Raw genomic sequence first — 13,676 nt, 5'->3', positions numbered from 1 at the left:
TGTGAGTCAGGGTTGGGTTCCGCGAGGAATCCAACCCCTGACTCACATCACATGGGACCGGGCATGTCGCGCAGCTGCAACTCACGGCGCTTGCTGCTGAGCCAGGACAGCCGGGCGTCGATGCGCCAGTCGAGCGGTGGCCGCGGACCGTTCGGCCCATGCAGGACCCAGTCGCGTTCGACCTGTGAGCGCTGCGCGCGTCGTGCCGCGGCCCGCAGCCGCTTGACGACTTCGCGCTCGTCCAGCTGACCGCCCACCACGGAGACCACTTCGAGGCCGTGGTCCCGCAGTCGGTCCACCCGGGTGTGGTCGTGACCTCGCGCTGCCGCGCCACTGTGGACCTCGCCGTCGTACTCACCGATGAGCCCGAGCTCGGGCGAGAAGAGGTCAGGTCGGGCCAGGAAGGCGCCGGACGTCGAGTGGACGTCCATGTTGCACAGGGGTTCGGGCAGCCCGGCGCCGAACATCCACGCGAAGCGCAACCTGCTCTCCTGAGGTGACTCGACGCCCTCGACCGAGAGGGCGACCGCGCGTCGTACCAAGGGCACGCCCGGGACGTCTCGCACCGTGCCCAACCATGCGGTGAAGCGCCGCAACGACGTGAGCTCGGCGTAAAGCACCATGTCGATCGCCGCGGCACCTGCCTGTGCAGTGCCGCGGCGAACCACTTCGTCGAAGAGGGAACGGTGGATGTTGAGGCACGGGACGCCGTAGCGCCAGACGATCTCCGAGGTGGCCACGCGGTTGCGGGCGAACACGATCCGATCACGCGCAGCGCACTGACGGAGCGGCCCGACGCAGACCTGCACCGGAAGCGCCCTGCCCAGGTGGTCACTCCTCGAACCACCGAGCCCCCGCGAGGTGGAGGCTGGCCCACCCCGTCACTCCACCGATCGGTCCTGCCAGAGCGCTGGCCTCAACGATGCGCTGCGCGGGTTGGTCGAAGACGGCTGCAGTGGGCACGCACAACCCCGCCGCGGTACGCCGCCACTGCCGCCCGCGCGCCTGGCCTCGGGTCGGACCGACCGTGCCGGACGGGTCGACGGGCACCGCGGCGACGAATTGCGGACGCCGCAGCCTGGGCGGCGGGCGTAGGAAGTGTGCGCCGGACGGCGCGACCAGGTCGGCATGAGGGTCCATGCCATGACCCTCGTCGAGCGGGCGGGATGACGCATCCGGTCATCCACATCAGGGGACCGGGCCCGCCGGGACGACGGGACCGGTCCTATGCTCCGGTGTCATGGACATCACAGGAGCAAGCGCAATCGTCACGGGCGGTGCCTCCGGCATCGGAGCGGCTGCGGCCCGTCAGCTGGCGGCCAAGGGCGCCAAGGTCGTCGTGGCCGACCTCAACGCCGAGAAGGGTGAGGCCCTCGCCCAGGAGATCGGCGGCGCCTTCGTCGCGGTCGACGTCACCCGGACCGAGCAGATCCAGGCGGCCGTCGACAAGGCCGCTGAACTCGGCCCGCTGCGTGCGCTGGTCAACTCGGCCGGCATCGGCTGGGCCCAGCGCACCATCGGCAAGGACGGCGACGCAGCATCGGCACACGACCTGGGCGCCTACTCGAAGGTCATCGCGATCAACCTGATCGGCACCTTTGACGCCATCCGGCTCGCGGCCACGGCGATGAGCCGCAACGAGCCGCTGGAGTCCGGCGAGCGGGGTGCGGTCGTCAACATGGCCTCCGTCGCGGCCTTCGACGGCCAGATCGGCCAGGCGGCGTACTCCTCCTCCAAGGGCGGCGTCGTGGGGATGACCCTGCCGGTCGCGCGCGATCTCTCCGCCGCCGGCATCCGGGTCAACACCATCGCCCCGGGCCTCATCGACACGCCGATCTACGGCGAGGGTGAGGGTGCTGAGCAGTTCAAGGCCCACCTCGGCCAGAGCGTGCTCTTCCCCAAGCGCCTCGGGCAGGCCGACGAACTGGCCTCCATGGTGGTGGAGCTGGTCACCAACTCCTACATGAACGCCGAGGTCGTCCGGGTCGACGGTGGCATCCGGATGCCACCCAAGTGAACTGAGGAGAACGTCGAGCGGGCGGGCCGGATCCGGCCCGCCCGTTTCTGCTCTCGGCAAACTCGTTCGACCCTCGTCGAGGAGCGGCCTACCCTTGAGGGCATATGACGAACGCATCTGAACACTTCTCCCTCGCCGACGAACTCGACGCGACCCAGGGCTGGGACGACGAGGACGGCTTCGAGTCCGGCTACGCCGACGAGGTCGTCTCCCTCGACGGGCCCGACCCCGAGGAGCTCACCAGTGGCGACGAGGACCTCGCCGCTCGCCACGCCCTGCGCCGGGTCGCCGGGCTGCGCACCGAGCTCGAAGACATCACCGAGGTCGAATACCGCCAGCTGCGTCTCGAACGGGTCGTGCTGGTCGGGGTGTGGACCGAGGGCACCGTCGAGGACGCCGAGAACTCGATGGCCGAGCTCGCGCTGCTGGCCGAGACAGCTGGCTCCGAGGTGCTCGAGGCGATCTTCCAGCGCCGCACCAAGCCCGATCCGGCGACCTACATCGGTCGCGGCAAGGTCGACGGTGTGCGCGAGATCGTGCAGGCCACCGGTGCCGACACCGTGATCATGGACGGCGACCTCGCCCCCTCCCAGCTGCGCAACCTGGAGGACAAGCTCAAGGTCAAGTGCGTCGACCGCACCGCGCTCATCCTCGACATCTTCGCCCAGCACGCGAAGTCGAAGGAGGGGCAGGCGCAGGTCGAACTGGCCCAGCTGCAATACATGAAGCAGCGGCTCCGCGGCTGGGGCGGCAGTCTCTCCCGCCAGGCCGGTGGCCGGGTGGCCGGCGGTGAGGGCATCGGTGGCCGTGGCCCCGGTGAGACCAAGATCGAGACCGACCGACGTCGCATCAACACCAAGATCGCCAAGCTCCGTCGTGAGCTGAAGCAGATGCTGGGCACCCGCGAGACGAAGCGGTCCGAGCGCAAGCGCAACGCGATCCCGTCGGTGGCGATCGCGGGCTACACCAACGCCGGAAAGTCGTCGCTGCTCAACCGGCTCACCGATGCCGGCGTGCTGGTCGAGGACGCGCTCTTCGCGACCCTCGACCCCACCACTCGACGTACGACGACCGCCGACGGCCGCATCTACACCATGAGTGACACGGTCGGCTTCGTTCGCCACCTGCCCCACCAGCTCGTCGAGGCCTTCCGGTCCACGCTCGAGGAGGTGGCCGGTGCCGACCTGGTGCTGCACGTGGTCGACGGTTCCCACCCCGATCCGGAGGGACAGATCTCCGCGGTGCGTGCGGTCTTCGCCGACATCGGCGCAGCCGACGTCCCGGAGCTGATCGTGATCAACAAGGCCGATGCCGCCGACCCCATGGTCCTGGCGCGGCTGAAGGCGCGTGAGCCCCACTCCGTCGTGGTGAGCGCCAAGACCGGGGAGGGCGTCGCGGAGGCCCTCGCCCTGGTCGAGAGCGAGCTGCCCCGACCGGCCGTCGAGTTCGAGGCACTCGTGCCTTACGCCCGCGGCGACCTCATCGACCGGCTCCATCGTGCGGGCGAGATCCTCGATCTCGAGCACACGGGCGAGGGCACCCTCGTGAAGGGTCGGGCCGATGAGGCACTGGCAGGCGAGTTGGCGGCGTACGCCGTCTGAGCCTGATCAGTCCGCGAGTGTTGCGGGCTCGCCCACCCGCGCCTCCAGTGGCGGGTCGATGACCGGCTTTCGCTTCGGGATGGCCAGCGCGAGGAGCGCGCCGACGAAGGCCGCGACGGCGCCGATCAGGAACGTCCAGCGGAACGTCTCCTCGGCGGGGATGGCGGCCGCGCCGGGGGCAAGGGTGAAGGTCTTGCTGGTGAGTACGGCGGCCATTGCCGCGCCCGCGAGGGTCGTTCCGATCGAGCGCATCAAGTTGTTGACGCCGACGCTCGACCCGGCCTCGTGCATCGGCACGTTCTCGAGGATCAGCATCGGCATCGAGGCGTAGCCGACGGCGACGCCGACGGAGCAGATGCACATGATGAGCAGCATGTGCCAGGACTCGGTCATGAAGAACAGGCCGACCAGGTAGCCGGCGCCCAGGAAGCAGGCCCCGATCACGAGGCTGATCCGTGGCCCGAGGTTCGTCAGCAGGCGGCTGGAGACCGGGGCGAGCAGCAGCATCAAGATGCCGCCGGGAGCCATCCACAGCCCTGCTTGGAGCAGGGACTGGTCGAGACCGAAACCGGTCGCCGCCGGCATGGTGAGCAGTTGGGGAACCACGATCGACTGCGCCATCATCCCGAAGCCGACCAGCAGCGCAGCCAGGTTGGTGAACAGCACCGGACGCCGGGCCGTCGTGCGCAGGTCGACGAGCGGGTTGGGGTGGCCGAGTTGGTGCCGGCCCCACGCGAGCAGGGTCACGAGCCCGAGGGCGAGGAAGAGCCAGGTCCGCCCGGAGGTCCAGCCCCAGTCGGTGCCCTTGGAGATGCCGACCAAGGTGGCCACGAGCCCGATCGTCAGCCCGATGGTCCCGAAGGGGTCGAAGCGTCCCGGGTTGAGTGCCGGGCGCGACGGCACCAGCAGGACGGTCGCGGCGAGGACCACGACCGCGATACCGGCCGAGACCCAGAAGAGCGCGTGCCACTCGTGCTCCTGGGCGATCCAGGCGGCGAGCGGCATGCCGATGGCGCCGCCGACACCCATCGTGGCGCTCAGGGTGGCCATCGCCGAGGTGGCCATCTTGGGTGGGGTCACCTCGCGCACCAAGCTGATGGCGACGGGCATGTAACCCATGGCCAGGCCCTGCATGACCCGGCCGAGGAGCATCGGGGTGAGCGTGTCGGTCAACGCGCAGAGTGCGGAGCCGGCGAAGAGGAAGGTCGCGCAGGCCACCAGGATCCGCTTCTTGCCGAAGAGGTCACCGAGGCGTCCGGCAACGGGCATCGAGACGGCGGCACCGAGCAGCGTTGCGGTGATGACCCACGAGGCGTTGCTGATCGAGGTGTCCAGCAGGGCGGGCAGCTGGCGCTGGACCGGCATCAGCATGGTCTGGGTCAGGGCGCCGGCGAGCGCGCCGAGGCACAGCACCACGACGACCAGTCGGCTGGCCAGCGGGGAGAGTTCCGCCGGAGCAGGGTGGGTGGGGGACTGCACGGGGGTGGTGCCTTTCGCTTCGGGTGTCGCCGGTGGTCGCACCGGGGACCGAAGCAGTCTCGCCGCCTCCATGTGTAGGTGGCAACAAAACCCCGCCGTGAGCCGGGACACGTTCAAGCACCGGGTCGAATGCAGGGCAGTTGGTGACGTGGTGGATGATTCCTCTCATGTCACGTGGTGCTTTCGTTCGCCTGCTGCTCGTCCTCGGACTGCTCGCAGGCTGTGTCTGGTTGTCCTTCGAGAAGGAGCCGCGTCTGGGAATCGACCTCAAGGGCGGTTCCCAACTGATGTATCAGGCGCAGGACCCGAACAACCCTGACCGTGATGTCACCGCCGAGCAGGTCGACAAGACCATCGAGGTGATCCGGAGCCGTGTCGACTCGATCGGCGTCTCCGAGCCCACGCTGGTGCGCGTCGGCAACGACCGGGTGCTGGTCGAGCTGCCCGACGTCCAGGACCCCACCCAGGCCAAGACGGTGATCGGCAAGACGGCCCAGCTGTCGGTGCACCCGGTGGTGGCCACGGCATCCGGGCCCAACGCCGAGCCCTCGAAGGAAGGCAACATCATCGTCGGGGACGACGAGGGGCAGTACTACGAGCTCGGCCCCACGGCGATCAACGGCAACGAGATCAAGAGTGCCGACGCCGCGCTGCCCCAGGGCAGCGTCGGCTGGGCGGTGCAGATCAGCTTCGACGGCGAGGCCGGTGACGTCTACGAGAAGCTCACTGCGGATGCGGCCTGCTTCCCGAGCGGCGACCCGCAGCGTCAGACGGCCTTCGTGCTCGACGACACCGTCATCTCGGCGCCCCAGGCAGGCGAGAGCGTCCGGTGCAATGTCGGCATCACCGGTGGCAGCACCGAGATCACGGGCAACTTCTCCGAACGGAGCGCCAAGGACCTCGCGCTCCTGATCGAGGCCGGTGCGCTGCCGCTGTCGCTCGGCTCCTTCGATGAGGACGGCAAGTTCCTCAACGGTGTCCCGATGCAGGACTCCGTCATCGGCCCCACGCTCGGTGACGCCGCCATCAGCGCCTCCATCGAGGCCGCGGTCATCGGTGTCATCATGACCGGCCTCTTCATCATCATCGTCTACCGCCTCGTCGGTGCCCTGGCGGCGCTGGCGCTGACGTCGTACGCCTTGCTCGCCTATGCGATGACGGTGGGCATCGGCGCGACCTTGACCCTGCCAGGACTCGCCGGCTTCGTGCTCGCGATCGGACTGGCGATCGACGCCAACGTGCTCGTCTTCGAGAGAGCAAGGGAGGAGTATGCCGAAAATCCGAGAGCGGGGATGCGGCGTGCCCTCCAGGTCGGCTTCAACAAGGCGTGGACCGCGATCATCGACTCCAACGTCACCACCTTGCTGGCCGCGCTGCTGCTCTTCCTGCTCGCCTCGGGTTCGGTCAAGGGCTTCGGTGTCACGCTCTCCATCGGTGTCGTCGCGTCGATGATCTCGGCGCTGGTGATCGCACGCGTGCTCACCGAGATCGGTGTGACCACCAAGTTCGTCGCCCGGCGGCCCGCCATCACGGGTCTCGCCAACGTCGGCCGGGTGCGCACCTGGCTGACCAAGAAGAATCCGCAGATCATGGTTCGGAGGAACCTCTGGCTGGGCACGGCCGTCGTGCTCGTCGTGATCGCGCTGGCCGGTGTCTTCGGCAAGGGGCTCAACCTCGGCCTCGAGTTCACCGGTGGCCGGACCTTGGTCTACTCCACCGACCAGGTGCTCAAGGCCGATGATGCTCGTGAGCTCGTCTCCGACATCGGCATCCCCGAAGCCGTGGTGCAGAACGTGAAGGGCAGCGACGGCGAGGAGCGCATCTCCATCCGCGCCGGCCAGATCTCCGACGAGGAGCGGGACCAGATCGAAGACGCCATCGACGCCAAGGTCGGTGTCACGGAGAGGATCTCGGACGACACCGTGGCGGCCAGCCTGGGTGACGAGCTGAAGAAGAAGGCATTGATCGCGTTCTTCATCGCGCTGCTCGCCCAGATGGCCTACCTGGCCTTCCGCTTCCACTGGACCTTCGCACTCTCGGCCGTGGTCTCGATGGCCCACGACGTGGTGCTCGTGACGGGTATCTTCGCTTGGCTCGGAAAGCCGATCGACGGGGTCTTCCTGGCGGCCGCGTTGACCATCATCGGTCTGTCGGTCAACGACACCGTGGTCGTCTTCGACCGCATCCGAGAACGTTGGCACGGGACCAAGACGGGCACCTTCGACGAGGTGTCCAACACCGCGATGATCGAGACCATGCCACGCACGGTCAACACCGGTCTGGGCGCCATGTTCATCCTCGGCGCACTGGTCTTCATGGCCGGTGACTCGTTGACCGACTTCGCGCTGGCCCTGTTGCTCGGCTTGATCATCGGCACCCTGTCGACGGTCTTCGTCGCCACGCCGCTGGCGAGCTTCCTGCAACGGTTCCAGGCGTTCCCACGGCAGCCGAAGGTGAAGAAGGAGCGCGACCCGGAGGACTCCGGCGCCGTCGTCTGACCTGCACCGTCCACAGACCCGATCGGGGGTCACCGCTTGTCGGTGGCCCCCGATAGTCTGCTCCGGTGGTGCCTGACAGCGAAGCCTCCGACCATCCGGTGACGACACTCCTGAGTGAGGCGGTTGCCGCCCTCGGCGGGCAGGAGCGGGCTGGACAGGTGCAGATGGCCGAGGCGGTGGCCGACGCCTTCGAAGCCGAGCAGCACCTGCTCGTCCAGGCCGGCACCGGCACCGGAAAGTCCCTCGCCTACCTGGTGCCCTCCCTGCTCCATCCCGAGCGCGTCGTGGTGGCCACGGCGACGTTGGCGCTTCAGCACCAGCTGGTCGAGCGTGACATCCCGCGGCTGGTGAAGGCCGTGGAGCGCCCCGGCCTCGACACGTCGTACGCCGTGCTCAAGGGCCGCTCCAACTACGCCTGCCTGCACCGGGTGCGCGAGGGCGCGCCCGACGACCAGGGCGTCCTCATCGAGGCTCCCACGGGTTCGATGGGTGCGGAGGTGCTCAAGCTGCGTGAGTGGGTCGAGGAGGAGGCGGAGTCCGGCGGCACCGGGGAGAAGGACAACGCTCCCCGCCACACCGACCGGGTCTGGCGCCAGGTGTCGGTGAGTGCCCGCGAGTGTCTGGGGCGTGCGCGCTGCGTCTACGGCGAGGAGTGCTTCGCTGAGATGGCGAAGGAGCGGGCGGCCCGATCCAAGGTCGTCATCACCAACCACAGCCTGCTGGCGATCGACGCGATCGAGGGCATTCCGATGATCCCCGAGTACGACGCCGTGGTGATCGACGAGGCCCATGAGCTGACCGCTCGCATCACCCAGGCCGCCACGGACGAGCTCAGCGTGTCCGAGGTGGAGCGCGCGGCCAAGCGGGCCCAGCGCTACGTCGATGGCGACCAGGCCACCGAGCTCGCCGACGCCGGGGACGCGCTGGCCGACGCCATCGCGATGACCACTGAGGGCCGCATCGACCAGATCTCCTCCCAACTCGCAGACGCCTTGGTGCTGGTGCGAGACGCTGCCCGCTCCTGTGTCGGGGCCTTTCCCAAGGAGTCCGACGGCGACGTCGACGCCGGTCGCACCCAGGCGAAGGGAGGAGTGCAGGAGGTCTTCAACACGAGTGAGCGGATGGCAGCCGGGTCCCAGGCCGACGTGTTGTGGCTCAACGGCCGCGAACCCCAGCGTGGTGGCCCGCAGCTGTGCATCGCGCCGCTGCAGGTGTGGGCGCAGATGCGCGACAAGCTGCTCACCGACAAGACGGTGGTCTTCACCTCCGCCACCTTGATGTTGGGAGGAAACTTCGACTCCGTGGCCGGCAGCCTGGGTCTCAAGCCGTCCGAACGCGCGGCCGAGGACGTCGGCCAGCCGCAGGACCCCCGAGCGACGCGCTGCCGTGGCGAGCAGTCGACGTCGGGTCACCGTTCGACTATCGCAAGCAGGCGATCCTCTACGTCGCCCGGCACCTTCCGCCGCCGGGCCGCGACGGACTGGGCAAGGCCCAGCTCGATGAGATCGTCGACCTCATCGATGCCGCTGACGGACGCACCCTCGGTCTCTTCTCGTCTCGGCGCGCGGCCGACACCGCGGCCGAGGAGGTGCGCAAGCGGTTGCCCCACCTGACCACGTTGGCGCAGGGGAGGCCCAGCTTCCCGAGTTGGCCAAGCAGTTCGTCGAGGATCCACACACCTGCCTCTTCGGCACACTCAGCCTCTGGCAGGGCCTCGACGTCCCGGGCGACACCTGCCAGCTGGTGCTCATCGACCGGATCCCGTTCCCGCGCCCCGACGACCCGCTGATGTCGGCGCGTCAACGCGCAGCCGACCAGGCCGGCGGCAACGGCTTCATGCAGGTGGCCGCCAATCATGCTGCGCTGCTCATGGCCCAAGGCGCCGGTCGGCTGATCCGCACCACCGACGACAAGGGCGTGGTGGCGGTGCTCGATCCGCGGCTGGCCACCGCCCGCTACGGGGGTTTCCTGCGCGCCAGCCTGCCGCCGATGTGGCCGACGGAGGACCGGGCCCTGGTGCAGGGGGCCCTCAAACGCCTTGCGGGCTCCTGAACCCGGCTCGGATCAGCGACGCACACACTTCCCCGTGACCTTGAGGGTGTAGCGCCCAAGACTGCCGTAACCCGAGTACCCGGTGCTGGCCGGGTTGCGCGCTCCGGTGCCGGCGACCTTGACCAGCCAGGTGCCGGGCCGACCCTTGCCCTGCCAGGTGGCGTCGAGACCTCCTGCGGTTCCTGATGCCGACGACAGCGGATTGACGAGTTGGGCGGGCTTGCGGGGCCGCTTCACCGTGAGTCGGAGGTCGAGGTTGGGCCCGAGATCGGCGTTGCGGGCCTTCACCTTCACCTTTGCGCGACAGCTGGCCTTGATGACGAAGGCGTCGACGTCGGCAGACGTGCCGATGACGCCGGAGACCGGTTGGGCACGGCGGATCCGCTTTGCCTTGCGCTTGTTGGCTGCGTGATCGTCAGCAAGTCGGGGGATACCGTTCTGCGCGAGTACGGCGAGATCGTCCTGCGTCTCGGTGGCGCCGGCGTACTCCCCGCGGCTCCACTGGGTCAGGTGACGATCGGAGGATCCCATGATCGGCGCCCAGATGCCGTGGCCGCCGTAGTAGTCGAGGTTGCCCTGGCCGTCGTGGTTGAGCCCGAGCGTGTGGCCGGCCTCGTGGGAGATGACGTCGGCCAGCCGGCGTGGGCTGTTGCCGAGTTCCTCGGGGAAGGCCCACAGGATGCGGGCGTCGTTGGCCTGCGGGTCGTCGAAGATGCCGACGTAGGCGACCCCGGCGCAACCGGGGCCGCCGCAGGTGCTGTTGCGAACCTGGGCGCTGGAACTGACCACGGCGTGCACGCCGAACGACTTGTCGCTCGTGTTGGTGCGTTCGAGCGCATTGCGCGCGGGGCGCTGAGTGGTCACGTCGACGTCGAACGGGGCGAAGTCCTCGCTGACCCTGGCCCACACCTCCTGGATCGCTCTCTTGTCCGCCTTGCTGAAACCTCCGCCGGTGTTGCCCTTGAACCCCGGATGGTTGCCGCAGGCGAGGCCGCCGCCGAGGATCGGGCCGAGGAGGCCGCTGTCGTTCCACGCGGTGTTGCAGACCCGTTCGCCGTCGAAGTCGAGGTGGATGACGCGTTTCGATCCCGGGCGGCTGTGCAGCGTGAAGGTCTTGCCCAGCGGCGCGACCTGGCGGCTGGGTGCTTCCGGGCCGGTCAGGGTGGTTGCGTGGCGATCGGCGAACAGCAGGCGTCCCCGGGCGTCGAGCCGGGCGGTCGGGTCGCGCGCAAGGAGCTCCTCCAGCGCGGCGCCGGTGAGGTCCTCCAGGGCAGTGACCCCGTTGTCGTCAGGGAAGACGGCAGCTCCCTCGTCGGCCGAGGCGGACGAGGGAGCGATGGCCAGGAGGAGGCAGAGCACGGTGGCGCGCCCCGGCCAGGAGAACTTCACCATGCCCCGCACAACGACCGGGACCGGCGCGGGACACGGTCGGGATCAGACCCGACGCAGGACTGCGGTGACGATGCCCAGGATGGAGGCGTGGGTGCCGTCGATCGGATCGAAGACCGGATTGTGTGGGAGCAGCCAGACCTGGCCGTCCTTGCGCTGGAAGGTCTTCACCGTGGCTTCGCCGTCGATCATGGCGGCCACGATGTCGCCGTTGTTGGCCGTGGGCTGCTGGCGGACAACGACGTAGTCGCCGTCGCAGATCGCGGCCTCGATCATGGACTCGCCGCTGACCTCCAGCATGAAGAGGGTGCCGTCGCCGACGAGCGACTTGGGCAGCGGATAGACGTCTTCGACTCGCTCCTCGGCCAGGATCGGGCCACCGGCGGCGATCCGCCCGACCATGGGCACGTAGGTGGCGGCCGGGACGCTGTCTCCGATGCCGGTGACGTCGACGTCGGAGTCGTCGGCCGAACCCATCGCCCGGCGGGCCGCCAGCACTTCGGGGAGGAACACCTCGATGGCACGTGGCCGGTGCGGGTCGCGCTTGAGGAAGCCCTTGGACTCCAGCACCTTGAGCTGGTGGGCGACGGAAGAGGAGCTGGTGAGTCCGACGATCTCGCCGATCTCGCGCATGCTCGGCGGATATCCGCGCTGCTCGATGGCGTCGCGGATCGCCTCGAGGATCCGAGTCTGGCGTTGGGTCAGGCCGCTCGCGTCCGGGGGACCGTCGGGGAGCTCTGTGACCTTGCGGGAGTCGTTGCGAGGTGTCATCGGCGCGCTGCCTTTCCGAGGGTGGATCGCGACTCGTGGGAGTGGGCACAACTCTGCCTCAGCGGGCGCCGAGGTTCAAACATCTGTTCGACGTGGAGTGTCGCCCGCTCAGGCGGGGACGTGGATCTCCTGGCCGACCTGCAGGGCGGAGGAGTCGAGCGCGTTGATGCGCTTGATGGTGTCGATCATCTCGCGCACCTCGCCGTCCTCGGCCAGGTCGGCGGCGATCGCCCAGAGGGTGTCGCCCTCGTCGACCATGATCACGCGGGTCGCGGTGGCCGAACCACCCTCGTCGGCCGTGGCGACCGACGTAGCGCCGAGGAAGACCGCGGCGATCAGCACCAGCACGGCGGCAGCGATGAAGACGACCGCGCGGCCGCGGCGGGTGAGCTGCAGCTGGCGACGGGTGGGGGTGGAGTGCAGGGCGACGGTGCTCATCGAGACCTCCAGGGGGAAGTAGGTCGGTTGGTGTCCGACCGGAGATCTACAGCAACCCTCCGACACTTCGCCTGGGCGAGGATCGAATGGGCGTTCGATCGAACACGTGTACGAGACTAGAGCACGTGTTCGAAAGAGGCAAGCAGGATGTCGAATACGCGTTCGACGGCGTGTCGCCCTGCTGTGTCCACCGGGTGGTGAACGGCGCGGTCACTTCAGCTTGAACTTCTTCGACGACTTGTCGATGCAGGCGAACTGCGACGTCTTCTTGCCATGGACCGTGAGGGGAGGGTGACCCGCAGCTTCCCGGACCTCTGGCCCCGGGGAAGGGTGAACTTGCCCTTCTTGTTGGTCTTCACCACCTTCACGACCTTGAAGCCCTTGACGAGACGTACCGGAGTCCGGGCCTGGCACTTGCCCTTCTTCGCGGCTGCCTTCACCTTCCCCACGAAGGCGCGCTTGCCGGGCTTGTACTTCACGTTGAGCTTGCGCTTGACCTCCGGACAGCCACTGTCGGTGTCGGCGGCGGCCAAGGGGCACTTGTCGCCGCTGTAGAAGGAGTCGCCGTCCGCATCGTCGTCACAGGCGTTGCCGACGCCGTCCTTGTCCAGGTCGGCCTGGGACTTGTTGGCCACGGTGGGGCAGTTGTCGTTCTCGTTGGGGATGCCGTCATTGTCGGCATCCGGGTCGCAGGCGTCGCCCAGGCCGTCCTTGTCCGCGTCTCGCTGGTCGGTGTTGGGGACGCTGGGGCAGTTGTCCTTGGAGTTGGCGACATAGTCCTCGTCGTCGTCACAGGTGAACTTCACGGTGACCGACCAGCTGCGAACGGTGCCGGTCTCCTTGTTGACGCCGAGGAGGCCGGTGTTGGCGATGCTCAGGGTCCATGCTCCGACCGGCTTGGCGCCGGTGGCGTTGGAGAGCGGCGCGGAGGGCTGGTACCTGCCGGGGCCCGTGGCCGCGAGGATCCCCGTGGCTGCCGAGTCGTCGAGGGTGATGGAGCGCAGGGCGACATCCGAGCGGGGCGGCTGGAGGAGACCACCCGTGGACTGCGCCTTGAGGAGCACCTTCTGTTTCCCGCCGGTGAGCTCGACCTTCCAGTTGCCGCTCTTGTTGGTGTCGGTGGTGACGTCGAGCGCCACGACGACCGAGGTCACGCGCGAGTTGTCGTTGGCATCGACACTGCCGTTGACGGTGGCGCCGAAACTGCCGGGAGCGGCGCCGGTCGTCCCGTTGGCCTTCACCGTGCAGACGGCGCCGGCGGTGGCGGCTCCTGCGGTCGTGGTGGTGGTGGCGACCACGAGGCCGGTGGTGGTGAAGACGGTCGCCAGGCCGACGAGCCCAGCCAGCGTCGTACGGACGCGTGCGTGCATGGATTTCCCCTCCGAGTGTTCGCCCGACGTGCCCCACGTCACGGGCGGATTCGGCTCACTG

The 13,676-nt window shown here is 68.6% G+C and carries 10 protein-coding genes and 1 pseudogene; 4 read left to right on the top strand and 7 right to left on the bottom strand.

What is annotated here, in order from left to right; all coding sequences use genetic code 11:
- Nucleotides 1–47: 47 nt before the first annotated feature.
- Nucleotides 48–758 carry a hypothetical protein gene (locus L1066_RS03005; protein WP_235734910.1) on the bottom strand — a complete coding sequence of 237 codons (711 nt, stop codon included), beginning with the start codon at nt 756–758 and terminating at the stop codon, nt 48–50.
- A 73-nt stretch (nt 759–831) separates the two neighbouring features.
- Entirely contained in the window at nt 832–1,140 is a 309-nt protein-coding gene (locus L1066_RS03000) for a hypothetical protein (RefSeq protein ID WP_235734909.1), read from the bottom strand.
- Between the two features lie 100 nt (nt 1,141–1,240).
- Here L1066_RS03000 and L1066_RS02995 point away from each other — a divergent pair, with 100 nt between their 5' ends.
- Both L1066_RS02995 and hflX read left to right on the top strand, forming a co-directional pair.
- Nucleotides 1,241–2,017, top strand: a complete 777-nt coding sequence (locus L1066_RS02995) for an SDR family NAD(P)-dependent oxidoreductase (RefSeq protein WP_235734908.1) — start codon at nt 1,241–1,243, stop codon at nt 2,015–2,017.
- 104 nt (nt 2,018–2,121) lie between these two features.
- A complete protein-coding gene (gene hflX, locus L1066_RS02990; protein WP_235734907.1) occupies nt 2,122–3,618 on the top strand; it encodes a GTPase HflX in 1,497 nt (498 codons plus the stop codon).
- A gap of 6 nt (nt 3,619–3,624) precedes the next feature.
- Here the strand turns inward: hflX and L1066_RS02985 are convergent, their stop codons facing one another.
- The gene (locus L1066_RS02985; RefSeq protein ID WP_235734906.1) at nt 3,625–5,097 is read right to left on the bottom strand and encodes an MFS transporter; all 1,473 of its coding nucleotides are present in this window, start codon (nt 5,095–5,097) and stop codon (nt 3,625–3,627) included.
- Between the two features lie 167 nt (nt 5,098–5,264).
- On the opposite strand from L1066_RS02985, the gene secD reads away from it, so the two are divergent.
- Nucleotides 5,265–7,595 carry a protein translocase subunit SecD gene (gene secD / locus L1066_RS02980; RefSeq protein WP_235734905.1) on the top strand — a complete coding sequence of 777 codons (2,331 nt, stop codon included), beginning with the start codon at nt 5,265–5,267 and terminating at the stop codon, nt 7,593–7,595.
- A 65-nt stretch (nt 7,596–7,660) separates the two neighbouring features.
- Nucleotides 7,661–9,647, top strand: a pseudogene (locus L1066_RS02975) (ATP-dependent DNA helicase).
- A 12-nt stretch (nt 9,648–9,659) separates the two neighbouring features.
- On the opposite strand, the gene L1066_RS02970 reads toward L1066_RS02975, so the two are convergent.
- From L1066_RS02970 to L1066_RS29255, 4 genes are all read right to left on the bottom strand, one after another.
- Nucleotides 9,660–11,039, bottom strand: coding sequence for a hypothetical protein (locus tag L1066_RS02970; protein WP_235734904.1), 1,380 nt, complete (start codon nt 11,037–11,039; stop codon nt 9,660–9,662).
- Between the two features lie 42 nt (nt 11,040–11,081).
- Nucleotides 11,082–11,807, bottom strand: a complete 726-nt coding sequence (lexA, locus tag L1066_RS02965) for a transcriptional repressor LexA (protein WP_235734903.1) — start codon at nt 11,805–11,807, stop codon at nt 11,082–11,084.
- 108 nt (nt 11,808–11,915) lie between these two features.
- Nucleotides 11,916–12,245, bottom strand: coding sequence for a LysM peptidoglycan-binding domain-containing protein (locus L1066_RS02960; RefSeq protein WP_235734902.1), 330 nt, complete (start codon nt 12,243–12,245; stop codon nt 11,916–11,918).
- Between the two features lie 215 nt (nt 12,246–12,460).
- A complete protein-coding gene (locus L1066_RS29255; protein WP_235734901.1) occupies nt 12,461–13,615 on the bottom strand; it encodes a thrombospondin type 3 repeat-containing protein in 1,155 nt (384 codons plus the stop codon).
- Between the last annotated feature and the right edge of the window lie 61 nt (nt 13,616–13,676).

The sequence above is a fragment of the Nocardioides alcanivorans genome (assembly GCF_021555175.1).
Taxonomy (GTDB): domain Bacteria; phylum Actinomycetota; class Actinomycetes; order Propionibacteriales; family Nocardioidaceae; genus Nocardioides; species Nocardioides alcanivorans.
This window is presented reverse-complemented; position numbering and strand designations above follow the sequence as displayed.